The organism is Pseudomonas sp. MD195_PC81_125 (genome assembly GCF_014060985.1).
Lineage (GTDB): Bacteria > Pseudomonadota > Gammaproteobacteria > Pseudomonadales > Pseudomonadaceae > Aquipseudomonas > Aquipseudomonas parakoreensis.
In genome coordinates, this window is record NZ_JABULD010000599.1 from 1 (window position 1) to 14,389 (window position 14,389).

The 14,389-nt window shown below is 61.5% G+C and carries 15 protein-coding genes and 3 pseudogenes; 11 read left to right on the plus strand and 7 right to left on the minus strand.

Annotation, left to right across the window (positions count from 1 at the left end):
* Window positions 1–79: 79 nt before the first annotated feature.
* The 5 genes and pseudogenes from HT737_RS24265 to HT737_RS24285 all read right to left on the minus strand — a co-directional run bounded on the left by HT737_RS24265 (window position 80) and on the right by HT737_RS24285 (window position 2,850).
* Complete coding sequence (locus HT737_RS24265; RefSeq protein ID WP_007960660.1) at window positions 80–451, minus strand: glutathione S-transferase N-terminal domain-containing protein; 372 nt, start codon at window positions 449–451, stop codon at window positions 80–82.
* Window positions 452–553: 102 nt separating this feature from the next.
* A complete protein-coding gene (folE, locus tag HT737_RS24270; RefSeq protein WP_003442011.1) occupies window positions 554–1,099 on the minus strand; it encodes a GTP cyclohydrolase I FolE in 546 nt (181 codons plus the stop codon).
* A gap of 77 nt (window positions 1,100–1,176) precedes the next feature.
* Window positions 1,177–1,733, minus strand: a pseudogene (locus HT737_RS24275) (Smr/MutS family protein).
* 84 nt (window positions 1,734–1,817) lie between these two features.
* Window positions 1,818–2,129: pseudogene (locus HT737_RS24280) on the minus strand (hypothetical protein); the annotation flags it as partial.
* Window positions 2,130–2,259: 130 nt separating this feature from the next.
* A complete protein-coding gene (locus HT737_RS24285) occupies window positions 2,260–2,850 on the minus strand; it encodes a cysteine hydrolase family protein (protein ID WP_003223193.1) in 591 nt (196 codons plus the stop codon).
* Window positions 2,851–3,089: 239 nt separating this feature from the next.
* Between HT737_RS24285 and prmB the strand changes: the two genes are divergently transcribed.
* Complete coding sequence (gene prmB, locus HT737_RS24290) at window positions 3,090–3,998, plus strand: 50S ribosomal protein L3 N(5)-glutamine methyltransferase (protein WP_047292951.1); 909 nt, start codon at window positions 3,090–3,092, stop codon at window positions 3,996–3,998.
* Window positions 3,999–4,158: 160 nt separating this feature from the next.
* Here prmB and HT737_RS24295 read toward each other — a convergent pair whose 3' ends face one another.
* Together HT737_RS24295 and HT737_RS24300 are read right to left on the minus strand one after the other, a co-directional pair.
* Window positions 4,159–4,950: a hypothetical protein gene (locus tag HT737_RS24295; RefSeq protein ID WP_182404159.1), complete on the minus strand. Its 792-nt coding sequence runs from the start codon at window positions 4,948–4,950 to the stop codon at window positions 4,159–4,161.
* A gap of 99 nt (window positions 4,951–5,049) precedes the next feature.
* A complete protein-coding gene (locus HT737_RS24300; protein WP_047293054.1) occupies window positions 5,050–6,003 on the minus strand; it encodes an alpha/beta hydrolase in 954 nt (317 codons plus the stop codon).
* Window positions 6,004–6,133: 130 nt separating this feature from the next.
* On the opposite strand from HT737_RS24300, the gene aroC reads away from it, so the two are divergent.
* From aroC to HT737_RS24350, 10 genes and pseudogenes are all read left to right on the plus strand, one after another.
* Window positions 6,134–7,225 (plus strand): chorismate synthase, encoded by a 1,092-nt coding sequence (gene aroC / locus HT737_RS24305; RefSeq protein WP_041068866.1) that lies wholly within the window; start codon window positions 6,134–6,136, stop codon window positions 7,223–7,225.
* 31 nt (window positions 7,226–7,256) lie between these two features.
* A pseudogene (locus tag HT737_RS24310) lies at window positions 7,257–8,401 on the plus strand (MFS transporter).
* Entirely contained in the window at window positions 8,398–9,024 is a 627-nt protein-coding gene (locus HT737_RS24315) for a methylthioribulose 1-phosphate dehydratase (RefSeq protein WP_047292955.1), read from the plus strand. Before HT737_RS24310 ends, HT737_RS24315 begins: the two are co-directional and overlap by 4 nt.
* A 92-nt stretch (window positions 9,025–9,116) precedes the next feature.
* Window positions 9,117–9,662, plus strand: coding sequence for an acireductone dioxygenase (locus HT737_RS24320; RefSeq protein WP_047293056.1), 546 nt, complete (start codon window positions 9,117–9,119; stop codon window positions 9,660–9,662).
* 4 nt (window positions 9,663–9,666) lie between these two features.
* Window positions 9,667–10,350: an acireductone synthase gene (gene mtnC / locus HT737_RS24325; RefSeq protein ID WP_095667107.1), complete on the plus strand. Its 684-nt coding sequence runs from the start codon at window positions 9,667–9,669 to the stop codon at window positions 10,348–10,350.
* Between the two features lie 297 nt (window positions 10,351–10,647).
* Window positions 10,648–11,838: a PepSY domain-containing protein gene (locus HT737_RS24330; protein ID WP_121186451.1), complete on the plus strand. Its 1,191-nt coding sequence runs from the start codon at window positions 10,648–10,650 to the stop codon at window positions 11,836–11,838.
* Entirely contained in the window at window positions 11,835–12,377 is a 543-nt protein-coding gene (locus HT737_RS24335; protein WP_047295352.1) for a hypothetical protein, read from the plus strand. Before HT737_RS24330 ends, HT737_RS24335 begins: the two co-directional genes overlap by 4 nt.
* Window positions 12,374–12,715: a hypothetical protein gene (locus HT737_RS24340; RefSeq protein WP_182404160.1), complete on the plus strand. Its 342-nt coding sequence runs from the start codon at window positions 12,374–12,376 to the stop codon at window positions 12,713–12,715. Before HT737_RS24335 ends, HT737_RS24340 begins: the two co-directional genes overlap by 4 nt.
* A complete protein-coding gene (locus tag HT737_RS24345; RefSeq protein WP_182404161.1) occupies window positions 12,712–13,287 on the plus strand; it encodes a DUF6162 family protein in 576 nt (191 codons plus the stop codon). Before HT737_RS24340 ends, HT737_RS24345 begins: the two co-directional genes overlap by 4 nt.
* Before the next feature lie 35 nt (window positions 13,288–13,322).
* Window positions 13,323–14,252, plus strand: a complete 930-nt coding sequence (locus HT737_RS24350; protein ID WP_182404162.1) for a metal ABC transporter substrate-binding protein — start codon at window positions 13,323–13,325, stop codon at window positions 14,250–14,252.
* Window positions 14,253–14,389 lie beyond the last annotated feature (137 nt).

The following is a 14,389-nucleotide window of genomic DNA, read 5'->3' on the forward strand; positions in this document are numbered from 1 at the left end:
CACAGGTTTTGTGAACGCCTCAGATCACTGTGGGAGCTGGCTTGCCAGCGATGGGGCCATAAGCAACACAACATCAATATCAGACCGCCGCAAACCGCTTATCCAGATAATCAATGATCACCTTGGACTCATACATCCAAGTGGTCTGCCCATTCTCTTCAATGCGCAGGCACGGCACCTTGATCTTGCCGCCCTGGTCCAGCAGGGTCTGGCGATCCTGCTCGTTGTTCTTCGCGTCCTTCAGTGCGACCGGCACATTCAGGCGACGCAGGGTGCGGCGGGTTTTCACGCAGAACGGGCAGGCGTGGAACTGATACAGGGTCAGGCCTTTGGCGGCGGCGTTGACTTGCGCCTGTACCTCGGCGGGGCGCTGTTTCTTGCCCGGACGGGTGATGAAGTCGATGAAGATGATCAGTTGGCCAAGGCCGACACGAAGCGCTTTTACGAACACGTTGAAAGCCTCACGGTGCAAAGAGAGAAGGGCGCGCAGCTTACCCGATTTTTCACGGACGAAAAAAAACCGGCGATCAACGCCGGTTTTTTCTGCAGCCGATTACTTGATCAGGCTGAGGAACTCGCTGCGAGTCGCCGCGTTTTCGCGGAACTCACCGAGCATCACCGAAGTGATCATCGACGAATTCTGTTTCTCGACACCGCGCATCATCATGCACATGTGCTTGGCCTCGATCACTACGGCCACGCCCAGCGCACCGGTGACTTGCATCACTGCATCGGCGATCTGGCGGCTGAGGTTTTCCTGGATCTGCAGGCGGCGGGCGTACATGTCGACGATCCGCGCGACCTTCGACAGGCCCAGCACCTTGCCGCTCGGGATGTAGGCGACGTGCGCCTTGCCGATGAACGGCAGCAAGTGATGTTCGCACAACGAGTACAGCTCGATGTCCTTGACCAGCACCATTTCGCTGTTGTCGGAGCTGAACAGGGCACCGTTGGTGACCTCTTCGAGCGTCTGTTCATAACCGCGGCAGAGGTACTGCATGGCTTTGGCGGCACGCTTTGGCGTGTCGAGCAGGCCCTCGCGGGAGACGTCCTCGCCCAGTTGGCCGAGAATCGCGGTGTAATTCTGTTCCAGGGACATGAAACTACCTGTGGGGATTTTCGCAAAGGGCAAGGGTACGGTGGCGGACACAACCCTGCAAGTTCGGTGTAACGCGATTATTCGTCGCGGCCTTCCATCATGGTGCGTTTGAGCATCACATACACCGCACCGGCACCGCCGTGTTTTGCCTGACACGAGCAGAAACCGAGCACTTGCGGGTGCTGGCGCAGCAGGTGTTGACGTGGCTTTTGATCATCGGCCGCTTGCCGTCCAGGCGCACGGCCTTGCCATGGGTGACGCGCACGCAGCGGATTTCGAATCGGGTTGCTTCGGCGAGAAAGGCCCAGAGGGTCTCGCGGGCTTTTTCGACGTTCATGCCGTGCAGGTCGAGGCTGCCCTCGAACGGGATCTGGCCGATCTTGAGCTTGCGCATCTGGCTTTCCTGCACCCCGTCGCGGGCCCACATCAACTCGTCTTCGGGGCCGACGTCGATCACGAACTGATCGGACAGACCATCCACGGTGGTGTTGTCGGTGCGCACAGTGGCGGACTGGCGCAGCTTGGCAATTTGCGCGCGGTCAGCCTTGGGTTTGCCGGTGTCGGCGCGGTCGTGCTTGATCGGCTTGACGCCTTGGATCGCACTTTTGAACAGGGAAAAATCGTCGTCTTGCATGTCAGCCTCCGCGAAGGGCGGCCAGTTTACCCAAGTCGAAACAAAACGGCCCGGCAAAAAGCCAGGCCGTGCAGTCAGTCGTGTTTTTTTCATCAGGTGCGGGGACATGTTCAGTTCCCGCGATTGCCGGGCGCGACGCCGGCATCGACGCCACAGGGCCACGCCGAAGTACAGGAACAACAAGCCGACCGCGAGAATGATCGCCGAACCCATCGGCGTGGCATTCAAGTCGCCGAGCGCTGGCGGGCGTCCCAGCAGGCTGGCGGCACCGGCCATCGCCAGCAGCACACCGAACGTCGCCAGCATGGCGGCGATCGCTGCGCCGAATCGAAAACGCCAGTTGCTTTGGCCTTTGGGCCGCAAGCGGCGTGCGTCAAATCCATCGGATAACTTCATTCCGACCTTCCTCAATGGGTATCGGCCCTTCGACCGGGAGTTGACCGGGTTGTTCCTGAGGCTAAGGCAATTGAAGCAAATGCGAGGCTTTTGCGGATGAGCGGCGCGCTGAGCCGCTCATCAGAGCAGATCAGATCAGATCCTGAGTCAGGGCGAGGGTGGCGAAGTTGTCGGCCATGATCGCCATTTCCGCTTCCTGCACCACGGCGGCGCTGAGCACGCGGCCCTTGAACGGCAGGTCACGGGTGGCGCAGGCGTCTTCGACCAGGGTGCAACGGAAGCCCAGGTTCTTCGCCGCGCGTACGGTGGTGCTGACGCTGGAGTGGCTCATGAAACCGCAGACGATCAGGTCCAGCGAGCCAAGATTCTGCAAACGGTCGAGCAGTTCGGTGCCGTGGAACGCGCTCGGCAGCAGTTTGCCGATGATGGTTTCGTCACCTTGTGGCTCAAGGCCGGGGATGAATTCGCCACGTTCGCCCTGTGGGTCGAACAGGCCACCGACGGTGCCGAGGTGACGCACGTGCACGATCGGCCGACCGGCTGCACGGGCCGCAGCGACCAGTTGTTTGATGTTCGCGACGGCCGCGTCCATGCCGCTCAGGGCCAGCGGGCCACTGAGGTACTCTTTCTGGGCATCGATGATGACCACGGTGGCATGGCTCAGTGTGGCCGCTGCGTAACCGCGGCCGCTGAGTTGAAACATCGTTTTTGGAACGGACATTCTGGGGCTCCTTGGGGTGGGGCTTTTGCGGCATTGTCCTCTGGCTGAGCGCTTCTGTGAACCGCTACCATCGTAGGCGCCGTCGTTACTGGCCTGCAGCCTTGTCAAGTTACACGTTCTGTTCAATAGCTGATGCAAAAATCAGAAAGGTCCTACAGTCGCTCCGCTGATTTTCCTGCGTCGTCGGCGGGCGTTTTGGCTGGTAGAATCGCCAGTCGTTTTTTCTGGAGTTCTGCCCCGTGATCACTTCCCGACTTCGTACCCTGCGCGACCACATCCGTTGGGCCGTCAGCCGCTTCCATGGGGAGGATCTGTTTTTCGGCCATGGCACCGACAACGCCTGGGATGAAGCCCGGCAGCTGGTGCTCGGTGCCTTGCACCTGCCGTGGGAGATCGCCGACAGCTACCTCGACTGTGCGCTGGAAGACGACGAACTGGTCAACCTGCAACGCCTGCTCAAGCGGCGCATCGAAGAGCGCATTCCGACCGCTTACCTGCTGGGCGAGGCGTGGTTCTGCGGCATGTCGTTCATCGTCGATGAGCGCGTGCTGATCCCGCGTTCACCGATTGGCGAGCTGATCGAAAACCGTTTCGCGCCGTGGATCGGCGATGAGCCGGCACGCATTCTCGACCTGTGCACCGGCTCCGGCTGCATCGGCATCGCCTGCGCCTACGAGTTCCAGAACGCTGAAGTGGTGCTGGCCGATCTGTCGTTCGAAGCGCTGGAGGTGGCCAACCAGAACATCGAGCGCCACGGCGTCGATGAGCGTGTTTACACCGTGCAGGGCGATGGGTTTGACGGGTTGCCAGGTCAGCGTTTCGATCTGATCGTGTCGAACCCGCCGTACGTTGACGCAGAAGATTTCGCCGACATGCCGGACGAATACCAGCACGAACCGGAGCTGGGTCTGGCCTGTGGTGATGACGGCTTGAACCTGGTACGACGGATGCTCGCCGAAGCGGCGGATCACCTGACCGAGAAGGGTTTGCTGATCGTGGAAGTGGGCAACAGCCAGGTGCACGTCGAAGCGTTGTACCCGGAAGTCGATTTCGCCTGGCTCGATTTCGAGCGCGGCGGGCATGGCGTGTTCATGCTGACCGCAGAGCAGTGCCGCGCTCATCAGGCCCTGTTCGCCTCCCGCGTTTGACCTGACTGACTTCTGTGGCGAGGGAGCTTGCTCCCGCTGGTCTGCGAAGCAGACCCAAAATATGCAATGACGGTGCACCAGACATACTGCATGTGCATGTTTTACGGCTGCTTCGCAGCCGAGCGGGAGCAAGCTCCCTCGCCACAGGTCATCGCTGATTTCAGCGGTGTGTGGCAATCCAGATCAACAACCCCGCCTGAAACACCGCAAACGCCACCAGACAGGTAATGGTGAAGCGCAAACCAGCGTCTTCACGCTTGAACTTGCTGACCTTCTCTTCCTGCTTCTTCAGCTTTACTTCCTGCTCGGCCAGGTTCTGCTCGGCCTGCTGCAGCATCTGCGCCGCTTCGAGAATCTCGACGATCTGCAGCTTCTCGCTGTTCCAGTCGCCCAGCAAGTCACCGACCTGCACCTCTTTGACGCTGCCCTTCAAATGCTGGGCGTCGGCGTAGACCACGTCAAACCCGTGCACGCGCAAGAAGTGATCGCGACGCAGGCGGGTGTCTTCATTCAGCGCGTCTTTGTTGTTCAGGTCTATGCCGTCGACGGTGTAGGCGGGCCAGCGCTTTTTCGCCCAATTGATGCCTTGCGCGGCCAGGAAGCGACCGATGCCACGGTTCAGCGGTTCGATCTGCAAGCCGCTGTCGGGGCCGAAATGTACACGCTTGCTGGTGTGATTGACCCACACATCGAGATGGTTCTGTTCTTTGCGCACGCGCTGGCCGGGCAGTTTGATTGCCATGCGCATCAGGCTGTGCTCTTTGCTGTTGCGCTCGGCATAGCCGAATTCGACAAAACGCAACGGCCGGCCACCGGTGTGACGGTCAGTCTGCAGCGGAGCCAGGCGGAGCATCTTGTGGTGCTCGACGCTGACGTCCGCCCATGGCAGCTCGACCGCTGGCGGTGCGTCTTTTTCAGCGGTGGTGTCGGGTGAAGTCTGGGTATCAGTCATAACGGCGAGATCCTGTCCAAGCCCTGCTTGTCGCCAGCCGGTACGCTGGCGACAAAGGCTTATCGGCCGTTTTTTTCAGGACTGGAGGGTAAACACCGTTTAACGGCTGCGAAGTCCGTCAATAAATTCGATGAGTTTGCCGCCCAGCTCCGCCGCCAGTGGCAAATTCGGGTCCTTGTAGGAGGCCAATTGCCGCTTCACATCGGCGGCGACGATGCGCATGACGTGGTTCATGCCGTCGATCACCACCAGTTCGGCATTGGGATTGGCCGCTTTGAGCGCCTGTGCATCGCCGACGCCGACCTGCATGTCGTTGCTGCCCTGAACGATCAGCGCCGGCATCTTCAACTGTGCAAACGCCTTGGCCGGATCCTGACGGAACAGCGAAATCAGGTACGGCTGCACGCTCGGGCGAAAAATCGGTTGCAGTGGCGCCGGCACGTTGGCGTCGGTATGGCCGGCCTTGAGGCTGTCGAGCAGCTGATTGCTGCGCAGCATCAACGGTGGTGGCAGGCTGCGCGCCAGTTGTTCGCGAATCACTTGATCCACTGGCCTTGCGCTGCCGGACAGGGAAATCAGCGCAGCAGCCTCCGTGCGCGGGGCAGCGAGGGTGGCGATGAGGGCGCCTTCGCTGTGACCGAGCAGGATCAGCGGGCCGAAGCGCGGATCACTTTTCAGCTTCTGGCTCCAGGCCACAGCATCGTTGACGTAGGCCTCCACCGACAGATTGCGCTCGTCGGGCGTGGCCGCGAAGCTCGCAGCGACCCCGCGCTTGTCGTAGCGCACGCTGGCAATGTTGTGTTTGGCCAGCACCCAGGCCAGCCGTTTCAGGCTGTCATTACGCCCGCCATCGGGGTTGTTGCCGTCACGATCCGTAGGACCGGAACCGGCAAGGATCAGGACAACCGGTACCGGGGTGTCGGATTTTGGCAGCAACAGCGAGCCGAAAAGCTCACCGTTGCCGGTGTCCAGAGAGATCGGGCGCTGCAGGACAGTCGCATGGGCAAAACCGGTCAACAGGGTAAGACTCAAGATCAGAACTCGCAGCATCATCACGCCATCATTCGCCAAGGTGCCGGTTGGACTCACCAACACCACTAAGGTTCGAGGATGAACTACTCGGTTAGCCTGCGTATACTGGCGCGCATCACGAATTCGGGTTTGATTTCACGGAGCGTCCTGCATGTCCGGCAATACCTACGGCAAGTTGTTCACTGTCACCACCGCTGGCGAGAGCCATGGTCCGGCGTTGGTCGCCATTGTCGACGGCTGCCCGCCGGGCCTGGAGATCTCTCTTGAAGACCTGCAGCGCGACCTCGATCGGCGCAAGCCGGGCACCAGCCGCCACACCACCCAGCGCCAGGAAGCCGACGAAGTCGAAATCCTCTCCGGCGTGTTCGAAGGGCGCACCACCGGTTGCTCGATCGGCCTGTTGATCCGCAACACCGACCAGAAGTCCAAGGACTATTCGGCGATCAAGGATCTGTTCCGTCCGGCGCATGCCGACTACACCTACCACCACAAATACGGTGAGCGCGATTATCGCGGCGGCGGACGCAGCTCGGCGCGCGAAACGGCCATGCGCGTGGCGGCCGGGGCGATTGCGAAGAAATTCCTCGCCACCCAGGGCATTGTCATTCGTGGCTACATGAGCCAGCTCGGCCCGATCGAAATTCCGTTCAAGACCTGGGATTCGGTGGAACAGAACGCCTTCTTCAGCCCGGACCCGGATAAGGTGCCGGAGCTGGAAGCCTACATGGACCAGTTGCGCCGCGATCAGGACTCGGTCGGGGCGAAGATCACCGTGGTTGCGGAGGGCGTGATGCCGGGCCTGGGCGAGCCGATTTTCGATCGCCTCGACGCTGAACTGGCGCACGCGCTGATGAGCATCAACGCGGTGAAAGGCGTGGAAATCGGCGCCGGTTTCGCCTGCGTCGCCCAGCGTGGCACCGAGCATCGCGATGAACTGACCCCGGAAGGTTTCCTCAGCAACAACGCTGGTGGCATTCTTGGCGGGATCTCGTCCGGTCAGCCGATTGTTGCGCACCTGGCGTTGAAGCCAACGTCGAGCATCACCACCCCGGGCCGTTCGATCGACATCCACGGCAACCCGGTGGATGTGATCACCAAGGGCCGCCATGACCCGTGCGTCGGCATCCGCGCCACGCCGATTGCCGAAGCGATGATGGCCATCGTGCTGATGGACCACCTGCTGCGTCACCGTGGGCAGAACGCCGACGTGCGCGTCAGCACGCCGGTGCTGGGTCAGCTTTGATGGTTGATCGCCAAGCCGTCGCGGTCTGACCGTGGCGGCGCTCCCATACTGGCGGCTGTCCAGTTTCTATCTGTTCTATTTCGCCTTGCTCGGTTCGACAGCGCCGTTTCTGGCGCTGTATTTCAATCACCTCGCTTCAGCCCCGCGCGCATCGGCGAACTGGTGGCGATCCCGATGCTGATGCGCTGTGTGGCGCCGAACATCTGGGGCTGGCTCGGCGACTACACCGGCAAACGCCTGGCCATCGTGCGCTTCGGCGCAGTGTGCACGCTGCTGACGTTCTCGCTGATTTTCGTCAGCAAGACCTACGCCTGGCTGGCGATGGTCATGGCGCTGCATGCGTTCTTCTGGCACGCGGTATTGCCGCAATTCGAAGTCATCACCCTCGCGCATTTGCAGGGACAAACCTCGCGCTACAGCCAGATTCGCTTGTGGGGTTCGATCGGTTTCATCATCACCGTGGTCGCGCTGGGGCGCTTGTTCGAATGGCTCAGTCTCGATATCTACCCGGCGGCGCTGGTGCTGATCATGGCCGGTATCGTCCTCAGCAGCCTGTGGGTGCCGAATGCGCAACCGCCGCAAGGTAACCGGCCAAACGGCGAAGGCTTCCTCAAGCAACTGCGCAGCCCCGGTGTGCTGGCGTTTTACGTCTGCGTCGCGCTGATGCAGATGAGCCACGGCCCGTATTACACCTTTCTGACCTTGCACCTTGAACGACTCGGTTACAGCCGTGGCGTGATCGGCATGTTGTGGGCTGTCGGCGTAGTGGCGGAAGTGCTGATGTTCATGGCCATGAGCCGGATTCTCGCGCGGTTTTCCTTGCGTCGGGTGCTGATGGTGAGTTTTCTGCTGGCGGCGCTGCGCTGGTTGCTGCTAGGTTCGTTCGCCGAATTCCTGTGGCTGCTGTTGTTTGCGCAGGTGCTGCACGCGGCGACTTTCGGCAGCTTTCATGCGGCTGCCATCGCTTTCGTGCAACGTAGCTTCGGTGCGCGCCAGCAAGGTCAGGGCCAGGCGCTTTACGCCGCGCTGGCCGGCACCGGTGGCGCGCTCGGTGCGTTGTATTCCGGTTACAGCTGGAATGCCCTCGGCGCGACATTGACCTTTAGTATTGCCAGTCTCGCGGCGCTCGCTGCTGCCGTTATCATTGCCACACGTATGCAAGAGGACAGGCCATGAGCCTTACGCGTGAACAGCTCGCCCAGCAAATCGTCGACGCCGGGCGTTTTCTTTATGGTCGCGGCTGGTCGCCGGCCACCAGCAGCAATTACTCGACGCGCCTGTCGCCGAGCCAAGCGCTGCTGACCGTGTCTGGTAAACACAAGGGCCAGTTGGGGCTGGACGATGTGCTCGCCACGGATCTGTCCGGCAACAGCCTGGAACCGGGCAAGAAACCGTCCGCCGAAACCCTGCTGCACACCCAGCTCTATAGCTGGCGCACGGAAATCGGTGCGGTGCTGCACACCCATTCGGTGAACGCCACGGTCCTGTCGCGGCTGACACCGCAAGACTTTATCGAGTTCGAAGACTACGAACTGCAAAAAGCCTTCAGCGGCATCTCCACCCACGAATCCCGGGTGCGCGTGCCGATCTTCGACAACGATCAGGACATTGCGCGCCTCGCCGCCAAGGTGCAGCCTTGGCTCGACGCCCATCCCGATTGCGTCGGATATCTGATTCGCGGCCACGGCCTCTACACCTGGGGTGCGCAGATGAGCGATGCGCTGCGGCAGATCGAGGCTTTTGAATTTCTGTTTGAATGCGAGTTGAAAACCCGCAGCGTCATGAACCGTCAAGGCTGACTTCACCAGAAGCCGCCCGTTTGCCTGATCAAATGCACTGCCCGACCGGTCTGCAAGAACCGGACGGCAAGGCCGTTACCGAGGAATTGCCCATGAGCAGCCTGTCCGTTTATCACGTATCCAGCCCCGAGATTCCGAACAAGGTGCTGACCCATTTCGAAGACATCGCCTCGACGCTCGCCGAGCAGGGCGTACGCTTCGACCGCTGGCAAGCCGCGACGAAGATCCAGCCCGGTGCCAGCCAGGAAGAGGTGATCAGCGCCTATCAGGAGCAGATCGACAAACTGATGACCGAGCGCGGTTACATCACCGTCGATGTGATCAGCCTCAACAGCGATCACCCGCAAAAAGCCGAGCTGCGTGCCAAGTTCCTTGAAGAGCACCGCCATGGCGAGGACGAAGTGCGCTTTTTCGTCGCCGGTCGTGGCCTGTTTACTTTGCACATTGACGATTACGTCTACGCGGTGCTGTGCGAGAAAAACGACCTGATCTCGGTGCCGGCCGGCACCAAACACTGGTTCGACATGGGCGAGCACCCGCATTTCGTGGCGATTCGCCTGTTCAACAACCCGGAAGGCTGGGTCGCCAACTTCACCGGCGAAGATATCGCCGGGCGCTTCCCGCGTCTGGAGGACTGAGCCGATGTCGATCAAAGTCATCCTCACCGACATTGAAGGCACCACCAGCGCGGTGAGTTTCGTCTTCGACGTGCTGTTCCCGTATGCCGCCAGACACCTGCCGGACTTCGTGCGGCAGAATGCCGAGCGCGCCGATGTCGCCGAGCAGATCGCCGCCGTGCGCCGCGACAGCAACGAGCCGCAGGCCGATGTTGAACGGGTGGTGGAAATCCTCCTGAGCTGGATCGCCGAAGACCGCAAGGCCACGCCGCTCAAAGCGCTGCAAGGCATGGTCTGGGCGCAGGGCTATCAGGCCGGGCAGTTGAAAGGCCACGTTTACCCGGACGCTGTTGAAGCGCTCAAGCGCTGGCATCAGGCCGGTTATCAACTGTTTGTGTATTCGTCCGGTTCGATCCAGGCGCAGAAACTGATCTTTGGTTGTTCCGAAGCGGGGGATCTGACGCCGCTGTTCAGCGGGTATTTCGACACCACGTCGGGGCCTAAACGCGAAGAACAGTCCTATCGCAACATCCAACAGGCAATTGGCGTCGAGCCGGGGGAGATTCTGTTTCTGTCGGATATCGTCGAGGAACTGGATGCCGCGCAGGCTGCCGGTTTGCAGACCTGTGGCCTGGCCCGCGAGGGTGGAGAACTGGGAAGCCATATCACCGTCGACAGCTTCACCGGCATCGAACCCGAAGCCTTCTAACCACACAAGTCCCTGTAAGAGCTGCGGAAGGCTGCGATCCTTTTGACTTTTGATTTTAAAAGATCAAGATCAAAAGATCGCAGCGTGCCGCAGCTCCTACAGGGGGGATGTCGTCGCCCCCTGCGAAGTGCGAAACATTTACTTTCATATCACCTTTCGGGATTTGTCCGGCTCATCCGTCCTATAGAGATGCAGGCCGTTCGCACAGGCAACCGCCACGACCGCGCCTTTTTGCGGACACCCGCGCTGCGAAGCCCGTAGCCGCGTGCCCTTTCATCGAAATCAAGACGCGCAATCATGTCGAAGAAATCCCGTTCCAAACTGTGGTTCCTGGTGCATAGCTGGCTCGCGTTGCCGATCTGGTTTTTTGTCCTGATCGTCTGTGTCACCGGCACGCTGGCGGTGGTCAGCCAGGAAATCGTCTGGCTGGCCAACCCGCAGATGCGCGCCAGCCAACCGTCGGACGATGCGCCGCGGCTCAGTTACGATCAGGTGCTGGCCGCGATCAAACAGGCCGAACCGCAGACGCTGGTGGAAAGCATCAGCCGTCCCGACGAGTCGCACTTCGCCCTCGATGTCGAGGTCAGCTACCCCGACGGCCGCACCCAGACGGTCTACGTCAACCCGTACACAGGCGTGATTCAAGGCCCGGCGCCGGACTTCAACTTCAAGGCGTTCACCCGGGCCCTGCACGGCTGGTGGCTGGTGCCGTTCACCAACGGTTTCAGTTGGGGCTGGTACCTGGTGTCATTCCTCGGCCTGCCGATGCTGGCCTCGCTGGTCACCGGGTTGGTGGTCTACAAACGATTCTGGAAAGGCTTCTTCAAGCCCACCCTGCGATTTCGCCACGGCGCGCGGATCTTCTGGGGCGATTTCCATCGACTGAGCGGCATCTGGTCAATCTGGTTCATCGCGGTGATCTCGATCACCGGCACCTGGTTTCTGATTCAGGCCATTCTGGCCGACAACCAGGTGTCCATCAGCAGCGAGCCGATCATTCCCGCCATGTCCCGGGAGAGCGTACCGATGTCGAACGACGCCAGTCCTCCCCCGCGAATCAGCCTTGATCGCGCGGTACAGATCGCCGAACAGCACATCCCCGGGCTGGACGTCAGCTTCGTCAGCCTGCCGGGCAATGCTTACAGTCACCTGAGCGTTGGCGGTCGCGGCTGGTATCCACTGATGTTCCAGACCGCCACGCTCAACCCGTACAACGGTGACATGGCCGCCACCCGACTGCTGACTGACCGCTCTTCGCTGGAGTTCGTCACCGAGTCGATGCGCCCGCTGCACACCGGTGATTTCGGCGGTCTGTGGATCAAACTGATCTGGTTCTTCTTCGGCCTGCTGCTGAGCATGATGGTCCTCAGCGGCCTGTTGATCTGGACCAAGCGCACCGCGCTGGCCACCGCCAACGCCCTCAAGCGCGAGAATAAAAAGGCCCGCAGCCCCCGCGTCAGCCGTGAACCGGCGGAGGTCAGCCTGTGAGCCCGTCCAATCGCACTGCCCCACCGTCCGCCCTGCGCCGCTTCTGGCACAAATGGCGCTTTCACCTGAACGCCTTGTTGCTGCTGATTCCGCTGGGGTTCATGCCCAAGTACTTCGCCGATGCCGCGCTGTTTCGCGGTGACGTCGGCCTCGGTGAACATGAGGTCGGCGAAATCCAGGTCGGCCCGTGGAGCCTGCGCCTGGCCGAACTGCGCAATGAAGCACCGCGCCTGAGCGGCCCCGCCGGCTACATGAAGGACTTCAATGCCGCCCTCTGCGACGCCTGTGTCGAACAGGTCAAGGCCACCTACCTGCGCATCGGCAAACCGCGCAGCCTGCGCGCCGCCGGGGTGATTTTCTTCGGCACGCCGTATCGCATGGGCGCGCAACTGCCGGTGGCGGAAAAGACCAAGGCCGATGCCGAACTGTGGATCACCATGGAAGGCTGGGACGGCAGCCTGCACCAAGCCTCGATTCCCCTGAGCCAGGCCTCTCCCGCGACCCTCGCCTGGCTGACCAAACAAGGAGCCAAACCATGAACCTCGTTCAACGCCCTTCCCGCCTGCGGTTGCGCGCCGCGTTGCTGATGCTGTGCGCAGGTTTCAGCGCCGGCGCCCTGGCCCATAACCCGATGTGCGAATGCAAAGCCGTTGATGCCGAGCAGATCAAATGCACCGGCGGCTTCTCCGACGGCAGCGGCGCCCCAGGGGTGACCCTCGATGTGATCGGTTACGACGAAACCATTCTGCTGCCGGGCAAGCTCGGCGCCGACTCGACCGTGACGTTCAAGAAACCGGCAGCCGAGTTTTACGTGCTGTTCGACGCCGGCCCCGGCCACGTCGTGGAAATCGACCAAGCCGACATCGAGGCCCCATGAGCACGCCCACCTCGCAAGTCGTCCGCCCGGCCGGTGCCGGGCATGAAACCCTTAACGTTCTGCTGTTGTGTTTACTGATCCTTGCCGTCGCCGGCTCGGTGGTGGCGTGGCGCGGGGTGTCCCATGAACCGGAACCGGTTGCCAGCCATCAGCTCGATGCGCGGCGCGACCTGAGTGCCGCCGAGCAAGGCATCTACGCCGACCTGCGGGTGACCCTCGACGAAATCCGCCTGCTGCGTGCAGAACAGCAAAGCCTGCCGACGCCACCGACCCTGGCCGAAGACGGTTTCGCCCCGTTCGTCCAGGACGCCAGTTCGGTCAGCCGAGGCGGTCACGTCTGGCAATTGCTGGCGGACACCGCCTATTTCGGCCACAGCCAGGCGCCCGCCGTCGCCGGTTCATTCTTGATGCGGCTGAGCGCCGACGCCACTGCCGCGCCGGACATCTGGCTCAACCGCGATGCCGGGGTGCAGACGCCCGCCGAGCTGACCGACGCCGCGCTGTCCGCCGCTGGCTGGAAACAGATCATCGCGCAGTTCGATGCCGGCGTGACCCGCGAGCATCGCCACTGAACCTTCGCCTTCACCCGAGAGAAGACCGCTTGCCCATGCTTATTTCCCTGCCTCGCCGTCCCCTCCTGCGCACCCTGTTGTTAGGCCTGTGCGCGTGCCTGCTGAGCCCGCTGGCCAGCGCCGATCCGGGCAAACGCCTGCGCATCGGCATCACCCTGCACCCGTACTACAGCTATGTGGCGAACATAGTCGGCGACAAGGCCGAGGTGGTGCCGCTGATTCCCGCCGGTTTCAACCCGCACGCCTACGAGCCACGCGCCGAAGACATCAAGCGCATCAGCGGGCTGGACGTGATCGTGCTCAACGGGGTCGGCCATGACGACTTCGCCGACCGCATGATCGCCGCCAGCGAAACGCCGAACATCAAGACCATCGAAGCCAACGAAAACGTGCCGCTGCTGGCCGCCACCGGAACCGCCGCGCGCGGCGCCGGCAAAGTGGTCAACCCGCATACCTTCCTGTCGATCAGCGCCTCGATTGCTCAGGTCAACAATATTGCCCGCGAGCTGGGCAAGCTCGATCCGGACAACGCCAAGACCTATACCCAGAACGCCCGCGCCTACGGCAAACGCCTGCGGCAGATGCGCGCCGATGCCTTGGCCAAAATGACCCAGGCACCGAACGCCGAGCTGCGCGTGGCCACGGTGCATGCGGCTTATGACTATCTGCTGCGCGAATTCGGCCTGGAAGTGACGGCCGTGGTCGAACCGGCCCATGGCATCGAACCGAGCCCGAGCCAGTTGAAAAAGACCATCGACCAACTGCGCGAACTCGATGTGAAGGTGATCTTCTCCGAGATGGATTTCCCTTCGACCTACGTCGAAACCATCCAGCGTGAGTCTGGGGTGAAGCTGTACCCGCTGTCGCACATTTCCTACGGCGAATACAGCGCCGACAAGTACGAAAAGGAAATGACCGGCAACCTCGACACCGTGGTGCGGGCGATTCAGGAGTCCGGGGCATGACAGCAAAAGAATTCCTTTCTGACACCCCGCCATCCCCTGTGGGAGCGAGCTTGCTCGCGAAGGCGCCGGATCAGCCAACATCTTTGTCGAATGACACACCGAATTCGCGAGCAGGCTCGCTCCCACAGGGATTGGGG